Origin of the sequence: Sulfitobacter sp. SBS6 (assembly GCF_048285585.1) — a bacterium.
GTDB lineage: Bacteria > Pseudomonadota > Alphaproteobacteria > Rhodobacterales > Rhodobacteraceae > Sulfitobacter > Sulfitobacter pontiacus.
The window spans coordinates 436058-451407 of sequence record NZ_JBLWBA010000005.1; the positions used below are offsets into that span (position 1 = coordinate 436058).

Below are 15350 nucleotides of genomic sequence, written 5' to 3' on the forward strand. Positions count from 1 at the left end.
CTAGTCCTGCGTCGCCAGCAAATCGGTGATCAGCGCATGGGTCGCACGGACCCGCGCCTCGTTCGGGTAGTTGCGGTTGGCAAGCACAACGATCCCAAGGTCTTGCCCCGGTAGCAGCGCGACATAGCCACCGAACCCGTTGGTCGCGCCGGTCTTGTTCAGGATCACATCGCGCTGCGGCGGCAATGGTAGGGCCAAGCGGGTCGCGGGCTGGGGCGACAGGATAAAGTCATAACCGTTGCCCGCCTCCATTCTGGCGACCTCGACAGGCCAAGGGTACTGCTCCCATATCATGTCTTGGGTGTAATAGGCCGTCTCTGCCTGCCCCTGCCGTGTGCGTTCAAGCGCTGCGGTCAGCGCGGGATCTGCGCCACCGCGGCCCAGCTCCAGATCCAGCAGGCGCAGCATATCGCGGGCGGTCGATTTCACCCCATAGGCTTCATCTGCCAACACGCCGGGGTTAACGCGAATGGGCGCATCCGTCTTGCGGTCATAGCCAAAGGCATAGCGATCCATCGCGTCATCCGGCACGTCGACATAGGTGCTGCCAAGCCGCATCGCGGGAAACAGCACATCCTGAGCCGCTTGGGCAAAGGACATACCCATGGTCTGTGCCGTGATATGCCCCAGCAAGCCGATGCTGACGTTGGAATAGCTGCGTGTCCCCGGTTGCGGCGGTTGCCAGCCCTCTAGCCAGCGGATCAGCTCGGGCGCATTGCCCACCTCGCCGGGGACCTGAAGCGGCAAGCCACCGGTGACATGGGTGGATAGATCAACCAGCCTTATCGCGCCGAAAGCGGCCCCCTCAAGCTGGGGTATGCTGTCCGACACAGGCGCATCCAGATCAAGCATACCGCGGTCTTCAGCCAATGCGGCCAACGTCGCGGTGAAAATCTTGCTGATCGACCCGAGTTCAAAGATCGTATCCGGCGTCGCCGCGACATTGCCTTTGCGCGCCGCCACACCCGTCGCATAGAAGTTATGCTGCCCCTGCCAGGTGATGCCCACGACCAATCCGGGGATTCGATACTGCTCGATTACCGGCGCAAAGCTGGCACCTGCGATCTCGACAATCTGCTCGCTCGTTGCGCTTTGTGCGAACAGCGACGCGGGAAGAGCAAAGGGGACCGACAGCACGACTGCCAGCGCGAGGTTGGGGAATTTCATATCTGCTTCGACCTATTTATGGGTGTTGCCGACGTCATTAAGCGGCACGCCTTCGATGCACAAATGCGAAAATGCGCGGACGGACCGGTGCGCGCCCCGCCGCTTGCCGCTTTCGCAGTAATTTCCCTTGGCTTCCCGGCTTGGCCCGCTACTTTGATCCCCAAGTTGTGCAAACCAGTCACTTTTTACGCCAAGGAGCCTGCATCTCATGAAAAATTCCCTTCGTATCACCGTATCCGCCGCCACCCTTACCGCGGCACTCGCCTCGGCCGCGGCCGCCGACATCACCGTATCGTCCAAGATCGACACAGAAGGCGGGCTGTTGGGCAATGTCATCGCCCTTGCGCTCGAGGACGCGGGCCTGCCTGTCGAACGCCGCCTGCAACTGGGCGGCACGCAGGTTGTCCGCGAGGCGCTGCTGTCCGGCCAGATCGACATTTACCCCGAATACACCGGCAACGCGGCCTTCTTTTTTAACGAAGCAGACAGCGACGTGTGGAAAGACGCCGAAGCCGCACACGCCCGCGCGGCCGAGCTTGACGCCGCGCAAAACGATGTCACATGGCTGACCTCGGCCCCTGCCAATAACACATGGGCTATCGCGGTGACCGGCCCCGTGGCGCAAGACAACAACCTGACCACCATGTCCGATTTCGGCGCATGGGTCGCGCAGGGTGGCACGGTCAAGCTCGCGGCCTCGACCGAGTTTGTGTCCTCCCCCGCGGTGCTGCCCGCGATGCAGGACACCTACGGGTTTGAACTGAACGCGGACCAGACGGTGATCCTGTCCGGCGGTGATACAGCGGCCACGATCCAGGCCGCCGCACGCGGCACATCGGGTGTGAACGCCGCGATGGTCTATGGCACCGACGGCGGTGTCGGGGCCACAGGTCTGGTGGTGATGGAGGATGACAAAGGCGTGCAGCCCGTCTACGAGCCCGCCCCCATCGTCCGCGCCGAGGTACTGGCCGAATACCCGTCGATCCCCGAGGTGCTGAACCCCATTTTCGAGGGGTTGGACATGGCGACGCTGCAAAAGCTCAACGGGCGGATTCAGGTTGGCGGTGAACCGGCAGAGGCCGTGGCCCGTGATTACCTCACCCAAGCCGGGGTGCTGGACTGATCCGGGGCACGATGTCCTTGCAGACCTCTCGGGCGCGGCTATCCGCGCCGGGGGTTCTATTTGCCGTTCTGGGGGCCGCAGCGATGCTGGCCCCCTTTATGACGCTGGCCGCAAACCGCATCGTGGCGGGGGACGCGGTGCCGATCTGGGCGGCGGTCCCCGTATCGCAGACGATCCCCGGATTGGCAGCGATCGTGGCGGGGCTGGCGTTGGGCCTGCCTGCAAGACACGTGGGACTGCGTCTGGCGGGGCCGCTTGTGGGGCTGGCGGGGTTGCTGTGGCTTCTCGTCCAGGGCGCGCCAGCGCTGCTGGAGGGCGCGGGCGATTACGCAAGGGTCTCTCCGGCGGCGGGGTTCTGGTGCTTGCTGGTGATCTTTGCCCTGCTCATGGCCGATGCGATCACTGCGATGAAACCGGGGCCCTTTCAGCGCGCACTGTTGCTGACAACGGTGCTGGGTGCCATGTCCGTCATGCTCGGCTCTGGCGCGCTGGCACCGCTGTCGGTGATGCAGGAATTTGCCGCGCGCCGTGACGCCTTCGCGTCCGAGGCGACGCGTCACCTGTGGCTGGCCTTCGGGTCGCTTGGCATGGCGGGGCTGATCGGCTTTCCCATCGGCGTTCTGAGCCACCGCAAGCCCGCGCTGCGCAGCGCGATCCTGCCGGTGCTGAGCTTTCTGCAAACCATCCCCTCGCTCGCCATGTTCGGGCTGATGATCCCCCTGCTGGGCTGGGTCGGTGCCACCGTGCCCGGTGCGCGCAGCATTGGCATCGCGGGCATCGGATTTGCACCGGCCTTTGTCGCACTGGTGCTCTATTCGCTGCTGCCCGTCGTGGGAAACACCGTGGCCGGACTGGCCGCCACGCCGCCGCAAGCCCTGAACGCCGCGCGCGGGATCGGCATGACAGCGGCGCAACGCCTGTGGCGCGTGGAACTGCCCATTGGCCTGCCCGTGATCCTGACCGGGCTGCGCATCGTGCTGGTCCAAAACATCGGGCTGGCGGTCATCGCGGGGCTGATCGGCGGCGGCGGCTTTGGCACATTCGTGTTCCAAGGGCTGAACCAGACCGCGACAGACCTGATCCTGCTGGGCGCGCTGCCCACGGTCGCGCTGGCCCTGACGGCGGCCATCGTGATGGATATTCTGGTCGACCTGACCCGCCGCCTCCCCAAGGAGACACCATGATAGAGATCGACAATATCACCAAAATCTACGACAGCGCCCGCGCCGTCGACGGCGTGTCGATGACCATTGATACCGGCACGATCACCGTAATTGTGGGCACATCCGGTTCGGGCAAGACAACGCTTTTGCGGCTGATCAACCGGCTGGAAGAGCCCACCTCGGGAGAGGTGCGGATCAACGGACAATCAACACTCGACGTCAAACCGCATATCCTGCGGCGGCGGATCGGATATGCCATTCAGGGGCACGGGCTGTTCCCGCATCACACGGTCGCGCGCAATATCGGCGCGGTGCCGCAACTGCTGGGCTGGACCCGTGACAAGATCGACGCCCGCGTGGACGAACTGCTTGATCTCTTCTCGATGGCACCACAAGAATTCCGCCAACGCTACCCCTCTGAACTGTCGGGCGGGCAACAACAACGTGTCGGCGTGGCACGGGCTCTGGCCTCGCGCCCTGATCTGATCCTGATGGATGAACCCTTTGGCGCGCTCGACCCGATCATCCGCACCCGCGCGCAAGAGGATCTGCGCCGCATCCAGCAGGCGCTCGGCTCCACCATCATCCTCGTGACCCATGATATGGAGGAAGCCATTCGTCTGGGCGACCGCGTGGCGGTAATGGATGGCGGCAAGCTGGTGCAACATGCCACCCCGGCAGAGATCATCACCCACCCCGCGAGTGATTTTGTGGCCGATATGGTGGGCGATGTTGAACGCCCGCTGCGGCTGCTTTCCCTCACCCCGCTGGCTGAGGTGATGGAGGACGGTCCCGCCAACGGCGCGCCCCTGCACCGCGAGGCAAATCTGCGCGACGCGCTGTCGGCCTGCCTGTGGACAGGGCGCAGCGCCGTGCCGATCACCGATAAGGGCAAGATCATCGGCCGCGTGACGCTGGACGCGATCCGCGCCCGCGCCGAGGTGCACGCATGACAGCGGGCAATCTGCTACGCGCCGGTTTGCTGGCGCTGTTGCTCGCTCTGGTGCTACGGCCCGATTGGTTCGCGCCGCTCTTTGCGCCGCTGGCCCCGGCTGGTGGTCCGGTCATTTACGCGCGCAGCTCTTTGCTGTCGCTCTCGCTCAGCCATCTCGGGCTGGTGGCCCTTGCCTCTGTTGCGGCGACGCTGGTGGCGGTGACGCTGGCGATCTTTGTCACCCGTCCTGTGGGCGCGTCCTTCCTGCCGCTGTCGCGCACGATCACCAACATCGGTCAGACCTTCCCCCCTGTCGCGGTGCTGGCGCTTGCCGTGCCTGCCTTGGGGTTCGGGGCGGGGCCGACGCTGGTGGCGCTGTTTCTTTATGGGCTGCTCCCGATCTTCGAGAACGCGATCACCGCCCTGACGACCCTGCCCCCCGCCACGATGGAGGCCGCACGCGGCATGGGGCTGAACCGCTGGCAACGCCTGTCGCGGGTGGAGCTTCCCCTCGCCCTGCCCGTGATCCTGACCGGCATCCGCCTGTCCGTCGTCATCGCCCTTGGCACCGCCACCATCGGCTCCACCGTTGCCGCACGCACCCTGGGCGAAGTCATCATCGCCGGGTTGCTGACCAACAACACCGCCTATGTGCTGCAGGGCGGGTTGATCGTGGGCCTTTTTGCGGTGCTTATCTATGATGCGATGGCCCAGCTTGAACGCTACCTGAGCCGTCGCATGGGTGGGTAAACCGCGCCGAGTGGAAGCGCGCCGATCCGCCGCCCGCGCAATTGCGCCCCCTGTCCAAGACTTGTATCACACGCCTATGATCCGACAGCTTGCCCCCTTTATCCTCACCCTCTGGGCCGCGCCGCTGGCCGCGCACCCCCATGTGTTTATCGACACGCAGCTCTCGCTTGTCGCCGATGATCAAGGGCAACTGACCCATGTACGGGTGACCTGGCAATATGACGCGCTCTATTCACTGCTGGTGACCGAGGATATGGGCCTTGATGCCGACGGCGACGGGGCGCTCACGGAAACGGAGCTTGCGACGCTCAACGGCTTTGACATGCAGTGGGTCGACGGGTTCAACGGCGATCTGGTTATCAGCACCGAGGCGAACACCATCGCGCTGTCCGGCCCGACCGAGATTGCGACGCAGTTTGATAACGGACAGATCACCACGATGCACACCCGTGCGCTGGAAACCGCAATCCCCGCCGGGACAGCGATCACGATCAAACCCTATGATGCGACCTATTACACCGCCTATGATATCACGACTGCAATAGACACCACGCGCGCGCCGACCTGTAGCGCCCGTGTCGCCATGCCCGACGTCACCGCCACGATGGAGGCACTGCAACAACAGCTTGCCCAGCTGGATGCCCAGACCGATCCTTCCGACGCGGGTCTGCCGGATATCGGCGCGCAAATGGCCCCGACGGTGAATGTGACATGCGCCGCGCCCTGACCGTGATCGCCTTGGGCGTGGTCATCGCCCTTGCCGCGCTGTGGTGGACCGGCGGCTTTGACCGGCTGGCGCAATGGGCTGCGGCGCATCAACGCGCGTTTCAAAACAGCATCGCCCTCTCGCTTCGTGCTGTGCGTGCGGGCCAGCTAGAGGCGGTAACCGCCCTGCTGTCCGCCTGTTTCGCCTATGGCGTGGTGCATGCCGCAGGCCCCGGTCACGGCAAGGTGTTGATCGGCGGCTATGGCGCGGCCAAGGCTGTGCCGATGCTGCGTCTGTCGGTGATCGCGCTACTGTCGTCGCTGGGTCAGGCTGTGACGGCGGTAGCTCTGGTCTATACCGGCGTGAGCCTGCTGCACTTGGGGCGCGAGCGTATGATCTCGCTGACAGAGGCGATTATGGCCCCCGTCAGCTATGGCGCGATTGCCTGTGTCGGGCTGTGGCTGTTCTGGCGGGGCCTGCGCCATTTCCGCGCGACGCTTCCCACGCCGCATGATCATCACCACCATCACCACGATCACCATCATCACGACCACGACGGTATCTGCGCCACCTGTGGCCACGCGCATGGCCCCACCGCTGAACAGGTTCGACAGGCAACCACCCTGCGCGAGACGCTGCTGCTGATCGGATCTATCGCGGTGCGGCCCTGTACGGGGGCGTTGTTCGTGCTGATCATCACGCTTCAGATGGGGATCGCGGGCGTCGGGATTGCCGGTGCTTTTGCGATGGCCTTTGGCACGGCGACCATCACGATCGCCGTGGGGCTGGGGGCCGGCGCGTTGCGCGGCGGCGTGCTTGCCGGATGGGCCAGTACCCCCCGTGCAGCCCAGATCGCCGCCCTGATCGAGCTTGCCGCGGGGCTTGGTGTGGCCCTGTTGGCGGGCGGATTGCTGCTGCGGGCGATCTGAGTTTACCCGCTCGACAAGCGGGGCGGCCAAAACTATCTATAATCTATGACCCAACCTAGATCAGAGACCCACTCCGCCCGGATCGCGCGCATATTGGCCGACCGCATCATCTCGGGGCAGTTGGCTCCGGGCGCGCGGTTGCGGCAAGACCACATCGCGCAAGAATTCGGCGCAAGCCATGTGCCCGTGCGCGAAGCCTTCCGCCTGCTAGAAACGCAATCACTTGCAGAAAGCCTGCCAAGACGCGGATTTCGCGTCACTTTCTTCGATATGGCAGAGCTGCGGGAAGTCGCTGAAATGCGCGCCAGCCTCGAAGCGCTCGCCCTGCGGCACGCCGCACCCAACCTGACGCCCGATATCCTCGCCAAGGCGCATAAGGCCAACCTACAAGGCGACAGCGCCCAGAATGTACATGAATGGGAAGAGGCAAACCGCTGTTTTCACAGATTAATTCTGGAACCCTGCCAGATGCCGCGGCTGATGCGGTCGATTGACGACCTGCAAGCGGCAAGCGCGCGGTTCATTCTGCGGGCATGGCGGACAAATTGGGAAGCCCGCACCGATCACGACCACCGCCTGATCCTCGACGCGCTGCGCAAAGGTCAGGTGGATCTGGCCTGCACCACGCTCTCGCGCCATGTGGGGTGGATCGGCAAGCGCAGTCGCACCCTAAAAAATCAAATCGGCTCAGGCACTTCCGAGTTTTTCAGATAATTATCTATAATCTGAATTGCCAGAAGGCGCGTCCTTCGTCCTACTGGGATAGACCTTGAAAGCTATCACTCGGAGGAAACCAGATGGCACTTGCGATTACATCCCTACCCCGTAACCCGTCCTTCGCGCAGGGGCTTGGCCTCGCGCTGGCCGGTGCCGCGCTGATCACGCTGGGGGCCAAGGTCCAGATCCCGTTCTGGCCAGTGCCCATGACCCTGCACACGCTATCGGTCTTTCTTGTCGCCCTCACCCTTGGGCCGCGTCTGGGGCTGGCGGCGATGGCGGCCTATCTTGGAGCCGGTGCGGCGGGGCTTCCGGTGTTTTCGGGCACGCCTGAACGCGGCATCGGGCTTAGCTATATGGTCGGGCCGACGGGCGGCTATCTGCTGGGCTACCTTGTGGCGGCAGGGCTGACCGGCTGGCTGGCGATGGGGCGCGGCTGGATCGGGCGCGTGCTGGCGATGCTGGCGGGGCTGACCGTGGTCTATGCCGGTGGTCTGGCGTGGCTGGCGCTGTTCGTGCCCGCGCCCAAGCTGCTGGCCGCAGGGCTGACCCCTTTCCTGCTGGGTGATGTGGTTAAGGTGCTGCTGGTGGCGACACTGCTGTCGGGCCTGTCGCGGCTGAAAGGGCGTGATCAATGATCCGTACAGACTGGACCCTTGACGAAGCGGCAGCGATCCACGCGCTGCCCTTCCCCGACCTGATCCATCAGGCGCAAACGCTGCACCGTGCGCATTTCGACCCCACGGCGATCGAAACTGCCAGCCTGCTGAGCATCAAGACCGGCGGCTGCCCCGAGGATTGCGGCTATTGTTCGCAATCGGCGCATTACGACACCGGCGTCAAAGCGACCAAGCTGATGGGCGCGGAAGAGGTCATCGCCGCTGCCAAACGCGCCAAGGACGCGGGCGCACAGCGGTTCTGCATGGGGGCTGCATGGCGCAGCCCCAAGGACCGCGACATGGACAAGCTGACCGATATGGTGCGCGGCGTGGCCGATCTGGGGCTCGAAACCTGCATGACGCTGGGGATGCTGTCGCCCGAACAGGTGACCAAACTTAAGGATGCCGGGCTCGATTTCTACAACCACAACATCGATACCTCGCCCGAGTATTACGCCGAGATCGCCTCGACCCGCACGATGGAAGACCGCCTTGAAACGGTGGAACATGTGCGCAAGGGCGGGATCAAGGTCTGCTGCGGCGGTATCCTTGGGATGGGCGAGGCAGAGGCGGACCGGATCAGCATGCTGGTCACCCTCGCCACGCTGCCCAGCCACCCAGACAGCGTGCCGGTGAACCTATGGAACGCGGTCAAAGGCGTGCCCGTGCAGGGAAAATCCGAAAAGGTCGACCCTTTTGCGCTGGTCCGGCTCGTGGCCTTGGCGCGTATCCTGATGCCCGCCTCGGTCGTGCGTCTCTCCGCAGGGCGCACCGGGATGAGTGACGAGCTGCAATCGCTGTGCTTTCTGGCGGGGGCGAATTCGATCTTTGTGGGCAACCAGCTGCTGACCACCGAAAACCCCGCCACGTGGAAAGACAACGACCTGCTGCAACGGCTCGGCATGCATGTGGCACCGGCCAAGCCCGCGTCCAGATCGGCCAAGATCGCGGCGCAGTAGATCCGCCCCTGACACGTGCAAAAGCCCGGCCTGATATCCTCGGGCCGGGCTTCTCATATCGGACGACAGCGTGGCGTCAGGCGAAGATGATCACCGACTGCATGCCGTCTGCGACCATATCCCCATCGGTATTCCAGACCCGCATGACCTGAGAGCTATAGCCGCCGTTACCGGCGGTCAGCTGTGTCTCCATCATATACCAGCCGTCGCGGGTATTGGCGTGATCGGACAGCAGGTTGATGATCCAGTTCATTGATGAATTCGGCCCCGGTCGCGTCATCATCGGGAAGGCCGCAGGGGGCAGCACGTCGCCAATCGCGATCAGCCCTTCAAGCGTCCCCCACATCGCCGGATCACGGTGCCGCGCCCAGATCCGGACATAGCCGCGATCGGCACCAGAGAACGGCAGGCTGCCCTCGATCAGTTTGACCTCGAAGTTGACAAAGAACCGTACCGGCGGGCGTTTCAATGCGGGCGGGAAGTATGAGGGCGTGTCGTCCGGCCCTTGGGGGGCATCGGGCGCGGTATGGCCGACGTTCAACTGACTTTCCTGCGCATGGCCGAAAGAAAACGTGCCCGTTGCCGCGACCTTGCCGTCGATTTCAGCGCGGGTGGCAATGGTGGTGATGTTGCGCCCTTCGCGCAGCACTTCGGCATGGATCGTGGGCGGCTGCGACACGGGCGCGGTAAAGTTGATCAGCGCAGACCGCAGCGCGGGCAGATCGGGGCGGTCCCGACGGGCCGCATTGACCAGCAAGGCACCGGTAAATCCGCCAAAGGCCGTACGCCCCTGCGCCCAGTTCTCTGGCACCTGATAGCGCGGCGCGGTGCCGTCCTGCTCTGCTGTGGCCAATACCTCGGCCAGGGTCACGTCTGTCATGTCGGGTCCTTTATACGTCTGTCACCGCGCGCGGACGCGCTGCAGCCCAATCGATGCCCGCAAAGCCAAGGGCGCGCAAGACACCCCGCCCCTGAAACGCCACGTCACCCGAAATGCGGCCCCGCGGCAAAAAAACCTTTGGCGGGATCGAATAGAGCTGTTGACGCTCAATGTGTAATTCACATATTCATGAAATATGGAATCACTACTCACAGATCGACTCGCCACCTTAAGCCACCCGCAGCGGCTGGCCGTGTTTCGCCTGCTGATGCGGCGCTATCCCGATGCCTTGCCTGCGGGGGAAATCGCGCAGGTGTTGGCCCTGAAATCCAGCACGGCGTCGGTATATCTGTCGGCGCTGACGCAAGTCGGGCTGATCTCGCAGCGGCGCGACGGGACGCGGCTCTTGTATACCGTCAACCTTGATGCGGCGGGCGAGGTCGTATCGGGGTTGTTCGTGGATTGTTGTCGGGGGCGCGCTGATCTCTGCCCGCCCCCGTTCTCTGACCTCATTAACAGGACGCAGATGATGACCCAGACAAAGTTCAACGTGCTTTTCGTATGTACCGGCAATTCCGCCCGCTCCATCTTTGCAGAGACGATCCTGCGGGACATGGCGGGCGACCGGTTCACCGCCTATTCCGCGGGCACCCTGCCCCGGTCCGAGCTTAACCCCCTTGCGGTCGAGATGCTGCAAGCCAAGGGCCACAGCATCGACGCGCTGCGGTCCAAACATATCTCTGAATTCCAGACCGCCGATGCGCCGCAGATGGATTTCGTCTTTACCGTCTGTGACCACGCCGCAAACGAGGAATGTCCCACCTGGCCCGGCCAGCCCGTGTCGGGGCATTGGGGCATGCCCGATCCCGTCAAAGCCGAAGGGACAGAAGCGGAACGCCGGCTGGCCTTCCAACAGACATATGGCGCGCTGCACAACCGGCTGCTGGCCTTTACCGCCCTGCCTTTCGACGCGCTGGACCGCGCTGCCTTGCAAAAACGGGTCGATGCCATCGGGGCCGACCCAGTGACCACAGGATAAACCACCATGACAACCTATGCTTTGAACGGCCTTGGCCGCATCGGAAAACTCGCCCTGCGGCCCTTGCTGGAACAGGGGGCCAAGATCGCCTTTATCAACGACGCGGTTGGCGACCCCGAGATGCACGCCCATCTGCTGGAGTTTGATTCCGTCCACGGGCGCTGGCCTGCGACCTTCAGCGCAGAGGATAACGCGATCACCATCGATGGCACGCGTATCCCCGTGACCAGCACCAAATCGATCACAGACCTCCCGCTGGACGGTGTGGATGTGGTGATCGACTGCACCGGTGCGTTCAAGACCGAAGCCAAGCTTGCCCCCTATTTCGAGGCGGGCGTGAAAAAGGTTGTTGTCTCTGCCCCCGTCAAGGACGGGCCGACGGCGAATATCGTCTATGGCGTGAACGACGACACCTATGATCCAGCCACGCACAGCATCGTCACCGCGGCGAGCTGCACCACCAACTGCCTCGCCCCCGTCGTCAAAGTGCTGCTGGAAGGGATCGGGATCAAACACGGGTCGATCACCACGATCCATGACGTGACCAACACGCAAACCATCGTGGACCGCCCCGCCAAGGACATGCGCCGCGCCCGATCGGCGCTGACCAACCTGATCCCCACCACCACAGGGTCGGCCACGGCGATCACGCTGATCTATCCGGAGCTGACCGGCAAGCTGAACGGCCACGCCGTGCGGGTGCCCCTGCTGAATGCGTCGATCACCGATTGCGTGTTCGAGGTGGAGCGTGAGACGAGTGTGGAAGAGGTCAACGCCCTGTTCAAAACCGCCGCCGAGGGGCCGCTAAAGGGCATTCTGGGCTTTGAGGAACGCCCGCTCGTGTCGTCGGATTACACCAATGACACCCGCAGCGGGATCGTGGATGCGCCATCGACGATGGTGGTGAATGGCACGCAGGTCAAAGTCTATGCGTGGTATGACAATGAAATGGGCTATGCGCACCGTCTAGTGGATGTGGCGCTGATGGTGGGCGGCAAGCTGTGACACGCCCTGCCGGTTTTACCGCCTATATCACTGTCACCGCCGCCTATTGGGCCTTTATGCTGACCGACGGCGCGCTGCGGATGCTGGTGCTGCTGCATTTTCACACGCTCGGGTTCTCTCCGGTACAACTAGCCTATCTGTTTGTGCTCTACGAGATCGCGGGCGTGGTCACCAACCTGTCGGCGGGCTGGATCGCGGCGCGCTTCGGACTGACCTCGACGCTCTATGCGGGGCTGTCGTTGCAAGTGGTCGCGCTGCTGGCGCTGACGCAGCTTGATCCGGCATGGAGCGTCGCCGCCTCGGTCGTCTTTGTCATGCTGGTGCAAGGGTTGTCAGGCGTGGCCAAGGATCTTGCCAAGATGAGCTCTAAATCCGCGGTCAAGCTGCTGGCCCCCACCACGGGGGGCGGCTTGTTCCGCTGGGTCGCACTGCTCACCGGATCGAAGAACGCGGTCAAGGGCGCTGGCTTTCTGCTGGGTGCGGGGATGCTGGCGTTGCTGGGGTTTGTGCCGTCGACGTTGGTGATGGCGGCGATCCTGTTTGTGATCCTGATCGGCGTCATCATCGGTATGCCCGCGGGCCTGCCCGTGGGGCGCAAGGACGCCAAGTTCACCGAAGTCCTGTCCAAAAACCGCAATATCAACTGGCTCAGCGCCGCGCGGCTGTTTCTGTTCGGGGCGCGCGACGTATGGTTTGTCGTGGGCATCCCGATCTATTTCTATGCCGTGCTCTCCGATGGCAGCGTCGAAAGCAAGCGGGAGGCTTTCTTTATGATCGGCAGCTTCATGGCGGTGTGGACGATCCTCTATGGGGCCGTGCAAGGCTGGGCCCCGAAGATACTGCGGGCCACAGGCCGGACCGAGGGCGAAACGCTCGCGCAGGCCCGCCACTGGAACCTTGCGCTGGTGGTCGTGCCTGCCCTGCTGGCCGCGCTGGTCTGGATCACGCCTGCGCCGTCCCCCGCGCTGACGGTCACGATTGTCCTCGGTTTGCTGGTGTTCGGGGCAATTTTCGCGGTGAATTCGGCGCTTCATTCCTATCTGATCCTCAGCTTCACGGATGCAAAGCGGGTCACGATGGATGTGGGGTTCTACTATATGTCCAACGCGGCCGGTCGGTTGGTAGGCACGCTTTTGTCAGGCTTCACCTATCAACTGGGGGGGCTGGCGCTGTGTCTTGGCACCGCGGCGCTGATGCTGGCGCTGAGCGCCTTGGGGACGGCACAGCTGCGCCCCTCGCAAACGTCATGAACTGCGGCGCGCGGGGATGTCCCCGCGCGCCCAATCTCAAGGGACCGCAACCACGCCGTTGCGGTTGTCCCGCCAGATCACCGCGACGAGCACCGCCGAGGCGACCCCCGCGACCAGCGTCGTCGTCAGCCCCGGAAAGCTGAAGGCAAAGCCCGCGATCCCCAGAGGCAGACGCAGCCAGGGCCGCACCATACCGACGCCCAGCAGATAGCCCTCAAGCCCGCCGGACAGCAGCGTGATGCCGATAATGATCGACGGTAGCACATAGATCAGCGGCGTAAGATCGCCCTGCAGCACCAGCGCAGGCTGGAACAGGAAGAACAACGGCACAAAGTAGATCACCACCCCCAGCCGCATCGCGGTGAAGGAGGTCAGCATCGGCTTGGCCCCCGCAATCGTCGCCGCCAGAAACGCCGCAGCCCCCACCGGAGGCGTGATCACCGACAGCATCGCGTAGTAGACGATGAAAAAGTGCACCGCGACCGTGTTCAACCCGCCGATTTCGATGATCGCGGGTGCCAGCGTCACCGCAAGGAAGATGTAGGCCACAATCGCAAGCCCCGCCATGCCCATGATAAAGCAGGCCAAAACCCCAAGCGCGATTACGAGATAGACGTTATCCCCGCCCAAAGCGACCAGCCCCGAGGTCATCGACCCTGTCACACCGGTGATGGTCAAGGCGCTGACCACAAAGGCGATCGGCAGGATGATCGCTGCGGTCTGTGTGACCAGCGTGCCCACCTGGCGCAGGGTTTCAAAAATGCGCGCAGGTGTCATCATGGTCTCGCGTGGCAGGAAGCTCAGCGCGATCATCAGCGCACTGGCGTACCACGGGGCGTAATACTCCCACCGCATATACAGCAGGCCCCAGACCAGAAAGATCATGACCAGCAGGAAGGGCCAGCCGCGCTTCATCACCTCGCGGGCCGAGGGCAGGTTTTCGGGTTTCATCCCCACCAGCCCCTTGCGCGCGGCATAGGCGTCGACTTGCAGGATCAGACCAAAGTAGAACAACGCCGACGGCAGGATCGCGGCCACCATCACGGTCGCGTAATCCACACCGATGGTGATCGCCATGACAAAGGCAATCGCCCCCATCACCGGCGGCATCACCACCCCGCCGGTCGAGGCACAGGCCTCGATCGCGCCAGCGTAATGGGGCGGGTAGCCGACCTTTTTCATGGTCGGAATGGTAATCGACCCGGTGCCCGCGATGTTCGAAAAAATCGACCCCGACAGCGACCCGAAAAAGGCGCTGGCCACGATCGATACTTTCGCTGGACCGCCGCGGTACTTGCCAAAGCCCGCATTGGCCAGATCGATAAAGAACTGCCCCGCCCCCGTAGCGATCAGCACGCCCGCAAAGACCAGAAAGCCCAGCACGATCTCGGCCACGATCTTGGTGGTGATGCCCATCAACCCTTCGGTTCGGAAGACATGCGCCTCGATCATGCGTTCAAACGTATAGGGGATGCCCATCAGCAAACCGGGGAAGTAATCGGCCACCAGCGGATACAGCCCCAACACCAGCACCACGAGCAAGAAAGGGATGCCCCCCGACCGGCGCGCGATTTCAAGCATCAGCAGCCAAAGCACGACGCCCGCGTAGAAATTGGTCCAACCCGCCTGCACGATCTCCCATGCATACATGGAAAACCACATGCAGATGCCAAAGCTCACGGCGGCCGCCACGATGTCATAGATCGGCACATGGGTGTGCGATTTCACCGCTGGCAGCGCGATGAACGCCGCCGCAAGGAAGGTGCCGATGAAGACCCAGTAATACTGCCCCTCGATCAGACGCCGCCCGCCGATGGGAACGCCGAATACATAGGCCAGCCCCATCCCGAGGCCAAAGGTACACAGCAGCACAAAAGCGATGCTGGTGAACGAGAATAATCCCCCCAGTCGCGTCGTCTCGGACGAGGGTTCGACAGCCGTTTCAGCCGCCGGAGGGTGTTGTGTTGCTGACATGGATGATCCTGAAAATAAGGGCGCTGTGGCAGTGTCTTAGGAGGACGGAGCACGCTGTGCTCCGCCCTGTCTTATGCCGTCGATGACGGTCCGGC

Annotated in this window: 15 protein-coding genes; 12 read left to right on the forward strand and 3 right to left on the reverse strand. The window is 63.4% G+C overall.

The window, feature by feature from the left end; genetic code table 11:
• Positions 1-1167: a class C beta-lactamase gene (gene ampC, locus ACNQ62_RS05480; RefSeq protein ID WP_418094375.1), complete on the reverse strand. Its 1167-nt coding sequence runs from the start codon at positions 1165-1167 to the stop codon at positions 1-3.
• Positions 1168-1375: 208 nt separating this feature from the next.
• On the opposite strand from ampC, the gene ACNQ62_RS05485 reads away from it, so the two are divergent.
• The 9 genes from ACNQ62_RS05485 to bioB all read left to right on the forward strand — a co-directional run bounded on the left by ACNQ62_RS05485 (position 1376) and on the right by bioB (position 9107).
• Positions 1376-2290, forward strand: a complete 915-nt coding sequence (locus tag ACNQ62_RS05485; RefSeq protein ID WP_168592191.1) for an ABC transporter substrate-binding protein — start codon at positions 1376-1378, stop codon at positions 2288-2290.
• 11 nt (positions 2291-2301) lie between these two features.
• Positions 2302-3474, forward strand: coding sequence for an ABC transporter permease (locus tag ACNQ62_RS05490; protein WP_418094376.1), 1173 nt, complete (start codon positions 2302-2304; stop codon positions 3472-3474).
• Entirely contained in the window at positions 3471-4406 is a 936-nt protein-coding gene (locus ACNQ62_RS05495) for an ABC transporter ATP-binding protein (RefSeq protein ID WP_418094377.1), read from the forward strand. Before ACNQ62_RS05490 ends, ACNQ62_RS05495 begins: the two co-directional genes overlap by 4 nt.
• A complete protein-coding gene (locus ACNQ62_RS05500) occupies positions 4403-5137 on the forward strand; it encodes an ABC transporter permease (RefSeq protein WP_418094378.1) in 735 nt (244 codons plus the stop codon). The genes ACNQ62_RS05495 and ACNQ62_RS05500 overlap by 4 nt, the downstream gene beginning before the upstream one ends.
• Before the next feature lie 76 nt (positions 5138-5213).
• Entirely contained in the window at positions 5214-5864 is a 651-nt protein-coding gene (locus ACNQ62_RS05505; RefSeq protein ID WP_418094379.1) for a DUF1007 family protein, read from the forward strand.
• A complete protein-coding gene (locus tag ACNQ62_RS05510; RefSeq protein ID WP_418094380.1) occupies positions 5849-6772 on the forward strand; it encodes a nickel/cobalt transporter in 924 nt (307 codons plus the stop codon). The genes ACNQ62_RS05505 and ACNQ62_RS05510 overlap by 16 nt, the downstream gene beginning before the upstream one ends.
• A 45-nt stretch (positions 6773-6817) precedes the next feature.
• Positions 6818-7486 carry a GntR family transcriptional regulator gene (locus ACNQ62_RS05515; RefSeq protein WP_278375376.1) on the forward strand — a complete coding sequence of 223 codons (669 nt, stop codon included), beginning with the start codon at positions 6818-6820 and terminating at the stop codon, positions 7484-7486.
• Between the two features lie 83 nt (positions 7487-7569).
• Positions 7570-8127 (forward strand): biotin transporter BioY, encoded by a 558-nt coding sequence (locus ACNQ62_RS05520; RefSeq protein ID WP_005853098.1) that lies wholly within the window; start codon positions 7570-7572, stop codon positions 8125-8127.
• A complete protein-coding gene (gene bioB, locus ACNQ62_RS05525) occupies positions 8124-9107 on the forward strand; it encodes a biotin synthase BioB (protein ID WP_005853096.1) in 984 nt (327 codons plus the stop codon). Before ACNQ62_RS05520 ends, bioB begins: the two co-directional genes overlap by 4 nt.
• Positions 9108-9183: 76 nt before the next feature.
• On the opposite strand, the gene ACNQ62_RS05530 is transcribed toward bioB, so the two are convergent.
• Positions 9184-9987: a thioesterase family protein gene (locus ACNQ62_RS05530; RefSeq protein WP_418094381.1), complete on the reverse strand. Its 804-nt coding sequence runs from the start codon at positions 9985-9987 to the stop codon at positions 9184-9186.
• Positions 9988-10183: 196 nt separating this feature from the next.
• Here ACNQ62_RS05530 and ACNQ62_RS05535 point away from each other — a divergent pair, with 196 nt between their 5' ends.
• Genes ACNQ62_RS05535 through arsJ form a run of 3 tightly spaced genes read left to right on the forward strand, consistent with a single transcriptional unit; the run spans position 10184 to position 13281 of the window.
• A complete protein-coding gene (locus ACNQ62_RS05535; protein ID WP_418094382.1) occupies positions 10184-11026 on the forward strand; it encodes a helix-turn-helix domain-containing protein in 843 nt (280 codons plus the stop codon).
• Positions 11027-11032: 6 nt separating this feature from the next.
• Positions 11033-12031, forward strand: a complete 999-nt coding sequence (locus ACNQ62_RS05540; protein WP_418094383.1) for an ArsJ-associated glyceraldehyde-3-phosphate dehydrogenase — start codon at positions 11033-11035, stop codon at positions 12029-12031.
• Positions 12028-13281, forward strand: a complete 1254-nt coding sequence (arsJ, locus tag ACNQ62_RS05545) for an organoarsenical effux MFS transporter ArsJ (RefSeq protein ID WP_418094384.1) — start codon at positions 12028-12030, stop codon at positions 13279-13281. The genes ACNQ62_RS05540 and arsJ overlap by 4 nt, the downstream gene beginning before the upstream one ends.
• A 36-nt stretch (positions 13282-13317) precedes the next feature.
• Here arsJ and ACNQ62_RS05550 read toward each other — a convergent pair whose 3' ends face one another.
• Positions 13318-15255 carry a TRAP transporter permease gene (locus tag ACNQ62_RS05550; RefSeq protein ID WP_418094385.1) on the reverse strand — a complete coding sequence of 646 codons (1938 nt, stop codon included), beginning with the start codon at positions 15253-15255 and terminating at the stop codon, positions 13318-13320.
• Positions 15256-15350 lie beyond the last annotated feature (95 nt).

Excerpts from the sequence above, each read along its gene's own strand:
- ampC (WP_418094375.1), bottom strand. The coding sequence starts at position 1,167 with ATGAAATTCCCCAACCTCGCGCTGGCAGTCGTGCTGTCGGTCCCCTTT.
- ACNQ62_RS05485 (WP_168592191.1), top strand. The coding sequence starts at position 1,376 with ATGAAAAATTCCCTTCGTATCACCGTATCCGCCGCCACCCTTACCGCG.
- ACNQ62_RS05490 (WP_418094376.1), top strand. The coding sequence starts at position 2,302 with ATGTCCTTGCAGACCTCTCGGGCGCGGCTATCCGCGCCGGGGGTTCTA.
- ACNQ62_RS05495 (WP_418094377.1), top strand. The coding sequence starts at position 3,471 with ATGATAGAGATCGACAATATCACCAAAATCTACGACAGCGCCCGCGCC.
- ACNQ62_RS05500 (WP_418094378.1), top strand. The coding sequence starts at position 4,403 with ATGACAGCGGGCAATCTGCTACGCGCCGGTTTGCTGGCGCTGTTGCTC.
- ACNQ62_RS05505 (WP_418094379.1), top strand. The coding sequence starts at position 5,214 with ATGATCCGACAGCTTGCCCCCTTTATCCTCACCCTCTGGGCCGCGCCG.
- ACNQ62_RS05510 (WP_418094380.1), top strand. The coding sequence starts at position 5,849 with ATGCGCCGCGCCCTGACCGTGATCGCCTTGGGCGTGGTCATCGCCCTT.
- ACNQ62_RS05515 (WP_278375376.1), top strand. The coding sequence starts at position 6,818 with ATGACCCAACCTAGATCAGAGACCCACTCCGCCCGGATCGCGCGCATA.
- ACNQ62_RS05520 (WP_005853098.1), top strand. The coding sequence starts at position 7,570 with ATGGCACTTGCGATTACATCCCTACCCCGTAACCCGTCCTTCGCGCAG.
- bioB (WP_005853096.1), top strand. The coding sequence starts at position 8,124 with ATGATCCGTACAGACTGGACCCTTGACGAAGCGGCAGCGATCCACGCG.
- ACNQ62_RS05530 (WP_418094381.1), bottom strand. The coding sequence starts at position 9,987 with ATGACAGACGTGACCCTGGCCGAGGTATTGGCCACAGCAGAGCAGGAC.
- ACNQ62_RS05535 (WP_418094382.1), top strand. The coding sequence starts at position 10,184 with ATGGAATCACTACTCACAGATCGACTCGCCACCTTAAGCCACCCGCAG.
- ACNQ62_RS05540 (WP_418094383.1), top strand. The coding sequence starts at position 11,033 with ATGACAACCTATGCTTTGAACGGCCTTGGCCGCATCGGAAAACTCGCC.
- ACNQ62_RS05550 (WP_418094385.1), bottom strand. The coding sequence starts at position 15,255 with ATGTCAGCAACACAACACCCTCCGGCGGCTGAAACGGCTGTCGAACCC.